Here is a 5,344-nt window from a genome sequence, read left to right on the forward strand (position 1 = left end):
GGCGGGGCGAGGCCGGGGGTGGTCCGCCGGGATGAGGCGGCCCCGGCCTAGGGGATGACCGGGACCGCCGCGGGCGCTCGCGCAGGCGATGCCCGACCGAACACCCCGTGCGCCGACGCCGGCGGGAGGCGGCGGCGCGGGGCACCCGTGTGCGGGGGTGGATGTGTGCCGGGCGGTGAACCGGCCGTGATCCGTGAGCAGTATTTATATATGCCGTTCGCTTTGCAAGACGTATGAAAAAATTCTTGCCTGCTGTGAACGGCGCCCTCACCTCGGGTGACGCCGGGCCCGGGCCCCGTCAGTCCCGGAGGAAGAACTGGTGCTGGTCGGCGATCTGCTCGTACTCCTCCAGCCGCGCCTGGGTCCGCTCGGGGTCGGCGTCGGCCATGGCCTGCAGCAGCGCCGCACACATCACGCCGGACGCCGCGTAGGAGTCGAAGACCAGGCGGGAGCCGGTGCCGGTGGCGAAGGTGACGTCGGCCTCGTCGGCGACCGGCCCGAGCGCCAGGTCGGTGATCAGGGCCACCTTGAGTCCGGCCTCGCGGGCGACCCGTACGGCGGCCAGGGTCTCGTGGGAGTGCCGGGGCATGGAGAACGCCAGCACCCAGGTGCCGCCGGCCTCGCGGGACTGCAGCAGCGCGTCGTAGGCGACGCTGCCGCCGAGGGTCACCAGCCGCACGTCCGGGTGGATGCGCCGCGCCGCGTAGGCGAAGTACTCGGCGAGCGACACCGAGATGCGCAGGCCGAGCACGGTCAGCGGGGCCGACCGCGACAGCCTGCGGCCGGTGTCGATCACGAGGTCGGGGTCGGCGAAGTCCCGGCGCAGGTTCTCCAGGTTCTCGATCTCCGCGTCGACGGCCGCCTGGAGTTCGTTGCCCCGGTCCTCCTCGGCCGCGCCCGGACCCCCGGCCAGCGTCCTGAGGGCGATGGACTGGAGCTTCTCGCGCAGCGCGGGGTAGCCGCTGAAGCCGACCGCCGCGGCGAACCGGGTCACCGACGGCTGGCTGACGCCCGCCCGGTCCGCCAGTTCCGTGATCGACAGGAACGCCGCCTCGGCGATGTTCTCGATCAGGTACTGGGCGATGCGGCGCTGCCCGGGAGACAGGTGCGGTCCGTCGAAGAGCGCTCTGAGCTGGGACGCCGGGGCGGCCTGAGCCCGCGGCACGGTCTTCCCCGTCTTCCTCGAGGTGATCGTGGACGCCTGTGCGCGAGCCTGCTGCGGCGATGGCACCGAGGTGCCTCCTTTGTCTCCCACAGCCGCCCAACATAGCCCACCCACCGCCGTGACCAGGGCGGGTGCGGACACCCGGTCGAACTCCTCGACATGCTGCGCCGCGCGTGCGACGCCGGCGCGGAGGGCTTCCGACACCCGCCGCCGACAAGGGACTTGTGGTCGGTCACCGCCGGTAGAGGGTGATCGAGTGGCCGACCTCGTCGACCGGCCGGCCGGAGCCGATCAGCTCGGCCAGCCGCCCCTCGGCCTTGGCGGCGGCGGAGTCGGACACCACCAGCAGCCCGCGCACCCGCCCCGGGGGCACACGACGCGGGTCGGCCGCACGGCTCACGCCGCGCGACGGCCGGACGGCACGGCCGCCTCCGGCACGACCAGGTCCGCGCGGTCCCGGGTCGCCGCCACCAGGTCCGCGTTGCGCTGGTCGGTGCCCAGCACCCAGTCCACCGCCTCCTGGTGCGCCTTGCCGAACTCCTCGTGGCGGGCGACGAGACGGCGGACGCGCTCGTCCTCCTCCAGTTCGCAGAACCACACCTCGTCCAGCTCGCGCCGCACCCGCGCCCAGGGACCGGTGCCCAGCAGCAGGTAGTTGCCCTCCGTCACGACCAGCCGGGCCGACGGCGGCACCGGGATCGCGCCCGCCAACGGCTGTTCCAGGACCCGCTCGAAGCCGGGCGCGTACACCGTCTCGTCCCGCTCCTCGCGCAGCCGGCGCAGCAGCGCCGCGTACCCCGCCGCGTCGAAGGTGTCCGGCGCGCCCTTGCGGTCCAGGCGGCCCAGCCGGCCGAGTTCGGCGTCGGCGAGGTGGAAGCCGTCCATCGGGACGTGCGCCGCCCACGGCCCGCCGTCGCCGTTCAGGGCCCGCACCAGGTGCTCGGCCAGGGTCGACTTGCCCGAGCCGGGGCTGCCCGCGATGCCGAGGAGCGCGCGGTGCCCGGGGCAGGTCAGGGCCCGGGCACGGGCGAGGAGGTCGTCGAAGGTCGGCTTCACACGCCACAGTGTGGCACCCGGGCGGTGACGCGTCCCGGCGTGCCGTGGGGATCCGCCGGTCGGAAAGAGCGTCAGATGTGGTACTCGACACCCTCTCAAACCCGCCACGCGGGGAAAGGTGCCCTGTATGACACAGCTTGGTCTGCCCGAAGACATCACGGTGTGCCTCTTCGACCTGGACGGGGTGATCACCAGGACGGCCGTGGTGCACGCGGCCGCCTGGAAGGAGACGTTCGACGCGTTCCTGCGTGAACGGGACGGCGCGGACTTCCGGCCGTTCGACCCGGTCGCCGACTACGACGAGTACGTCGACGGACGCCCCCGCGCGGACGGGGTGCGCACCTTCCTCGCCTCCCGCGGCATCCGTCTGCCCGAGGGCAGTCCCGACGACCCGCCGGACGCGCAGACCGTCAACGGTGTCGGCAACCGCAAGAACGAACTCCTCCTGCGGAAGATCCGTACCGACGGCGTGGAGCCGTACGAAGGCACCCTGCGCTACATCGAGGCCGTCCGGGCCGCGGGGCTGAGGACCGCGGTCGTCTCCTCCAGCGCCAACACCCGCGACGTCCTGCACTCCATCGACGCCGAACGCCTCTTCGACGTCCGTATCGACGGAGTGGTCGCCCGCGAGCGCGGCCTGCCCGGCAAACCCCGCCCCGACACCTTCCTGGCCGCCGCCCACGACCTCGGCGCCGACGCCAAGCAGGCCGCCGTCTTCGAGGACGCCCTGGCCGGCATGGAGGCGGGCCGCTCGGGCCGCTTCGGATACGTCGTCGGCGTCGACCGCGTCGGCCAGCGGGACGCCCTGTACGCGCACGGCGCCGACGTGGTGGTCGAGGACCTCGCCGAACTCCTCGCCGCGGGGGGTGCCGCATGATCACCCACGGTGCGTACGCCGTCGAGCCGTGGACCGTGCGCGAGACGGAACTCAGCCTCGGCGTCCTCGCCCAGAGCGAGTCCGTCTTCGCGCTGTCCAACGGGCACGTCGGCTGGCGCGGCAACCTCGACGAGGGCGAACCGCACGGCCTGCCCGGCTCCTACCTCAACGGCGTGTACGAGGTGCACCCGCTGCCGTACGCGGAGGCCGGCTACGGCTACCCCGAGTCGGGTCAGACCGTCATCAACGTCACCAACGGCAAGGTGCTGCGGCTGCTCGTCGACGACGAGCCGTTCGACCTGCGCTACGGCCGGCTCGTCTCCCACGAGCGCGTCCTCGACCTGCGCCGCGGGGTGATGGAGCGGACCTGCGAGTGGTGCTCCCCCGCCGGGACCCGGATCCGGGTGCGCGCCACCCGGATGGTCTCCCTCACCCAGCGCTCCATCGCCGCGGTGGCCTACGAGGTGGAGCCGGTCGACTGCCAGGCGCGCGTGGTCGTCCAGTCGGAGCTGGTGGCCAACGAGCAGCTGCCCGAGCCCAACGGCGACCCGCGGGCGGCACTGGCCCTCGAGTCCCCGCTGGAGCCGGAGCAGGACTTCGCCTCCGGTCACCGGCTGCGTCTGGTGCACCGCACCCGGCGCAGCGGCCTGAGGGTGGCCGTGGCCGCCGACCACGTCGTCTCCGGCCCCGAGCACACCACGACCGGCAGCGAGAGCCACCCCGACCTGGCCCGGCTGACGGTCGCCTCCGCCCTGGAGCCGGGGCAGAAGCTGCGGGTGGAGAAGCTCGTCGCCCACGGCTGGTCCGGCGTCCGCTCCCTGCCGGCGATGAGCGACCAGGTGGACGCCGCCCTGGCGGCCGCCGCGCGCGTGGGCTGGACCGGCCTGATCGACGAACAGCGGTCCTATCTCGACGACTTCTGGGCGCGCGCCGACGTCGAGGTGGACGGCGGCGAGGAGATCCAGCAGGCCGTCCGCTTCGGCCTCTTCCACGTGCTGCAGGCCGGTGCGCGCGCCGAGGAGCGGGCGATCCCGGCCAAGGGGCTGACCGGCTCCGGCTACGACGGGCATGCCTTCTGGGACACCGAGATGTTCGTGCTGCCCGTGCTGACCTACACCTCGCCGGACGCCGTGGCCGAGGCGCTGCGCTGGCGGCAGAACACCCTGCCCGCCGCCCGGGAGCGCGCGGCCCAACTGGGCCTGCGCGGCGCCGCGTTCCCGTGGCGGACCATCGAGGGCCAGGAAGGGTCGGCGTACTGGCCCGCCGGGACGGCCGCCTTCCACGTGAACGCCGCCATCGCGCACGCCGCGGTGCGCTACGTGGCGACGACCGGCGACGAGGACTTCGAACGCGACACCGGGCTCGAACTGCTCGTGGAGACCGCCCGCCTGTGGCGCTCGCTCGGCCACCACGACCACCGCGGCACCTTCCACATCGACGGCGTCACCGGCCCCGACGAGTACAGCGCGCTCGCCGACGACAACACGTACACCAACCTGATGGCCCGCGCGAACCTGCTGGCCGCCGCCGACGTCGTCGAACGCCACCCGAAGGAGGCCGAACGCCTCGGCGCCGACGACGAGGAGAGCGCCGCCTGGCGGGACGCCGCCGAGGTGATGAACATCCCGTACAACGGCGAACTGGGCGTGCACGAGCAGAGTGCGGGCTTCACCCGCTACCAGCGCTGGGACTTCGCCGGCACCCGCGCCGACCAGTACCCGCTGATGCTGCACTTCCCCTACTTCGACCTGTACCGCAAGCAGGTGATCAAGCAGGCCGACCTGGTGCTGGCGATGTACACCTGCGGCGCCGAGTTCGACGAGGAGCACATCGCCCGCAACTTCGCCTACTACGAGCCGCTGACCGTGCGGGACTCCTCGCTGTCGGCGTGCGTCCAGGCCACCATCGCCGCGCAGGCGGGCCATCTGCGCCTCGCCTACGACTACACGACCGAGGCGGCCCTGATGGACCTGGAGGACCTGGAGCACAACACCCGCGACGGACTGCACATCGCGTCGCTGGCCGGCACCTGGATGGCGCTGGTGGCCGGGTTCGGCGGCACCCGCCGGGTCGGTGAGACGCTGCGGTTCTCGCCGCGGCTTCCGGAGAAGCTCAGCCGCCTCGCCTTCATACTGCAGTTCCGCGGACGGCGGCTGCGGGTGGAGATCACCCAGCAGAGCGCCACGTACGCACTGGTGGACGGCCCGCCCCTGAGGATCCGTCACCACGGCACCCCGGTCGTGCTC

The 5,344-nt window shown here is 73.0% G+C and carries 5 protein-coding genes; 2 read left to right on the forward strand and 3 right to left on the reverse strand.

Features of this window, described 5'->3' with window-relative positions:
• Nucleotides 1–298: 298 nt before the first annotated feature.
• The 3 genes from C1I97_RS30600 to C1I97_RS30610 all read right to left on the reverse strand — a co-directional run bounded on the left by C1I97_RS30600 (nt 299) and on the right by C1I97_RS30610 (nt 2,221).
• Complete coding sequence (locus C1I97_RS30600) at nt 299–1,231, reverse strand: MurR/RpiR family transcriptional regulator (protein WP_181446990.1); 933 nt, start codon at nt 1,229–1,231, stop codon at nt 299–301.
• 166 nt (nt 1,232–1,397) lie between these two features.
• Nucleotides 1,398–1,565, reverse strand: a complete 168-nt coding sequence (locus tag C1I97_RS30605; protein ID WP_258382811.1) for a hypothetical protein — start codon at nt 1,563–1,565, stop codon at nt 1,398–1,400.
• Nucleotides 1,562–2,221 (reverse strand): nucleoside/nucleotide kinase family protein, encoded by a 660-nt coding sequence (locus C1I97_RS30610; RefSeq protein WP_111006341.1) that lies wholly within the window; start codon nt 2,219–2,221, stop codon nt 1,562–1,564. The genes C1I97_RS30605 and C1I97_RS30610 overlap by 4 nt, the downstream gene beginning before the upstream one ends.
• 127 nt (nt 2,222–2,348) lie before the next feature.
• On the opposite strand from C1I97_RS30610, the gene C1I97_RS30615 reads away from it, so the two are divergent.
• Together C1I97_RS30615 and C1I97_RS30620 are read left to right on the forward strand one after the other, a co-directional pair.
• Nucleotides 2,349–3,098 (forward strand): beta-phosphoglucomutase family hydrolase, encoded by a 750-nt coding sequence (locus C1I97_RS30615; RefSeq protein WP_111006342.1) that lies wholly within the window; start codon nt 2,349–2,351, stop codon nt 3,096–3,098.
• Nucleotides 3,095–5,344: glycoside hydrolase family 65 protein (locus C1I97_RS30620; RefSeq protein WP_111006343.1), on the forward strand; the 2,250-nt coding region annotated here is incomplete at its 3' end. The genes C1I97_RS30615 and C1I97_RS30620, both read left to right, overlap by 4 nt.

It is taken from the genome of Streptomyces sp. NTH33, assembly GCF_003236365.1.
GTDB lineage: Bacteria > Actinomycetota > Actinomycetes > Streptomycetales > Streptomycetaceae > Streptomyces.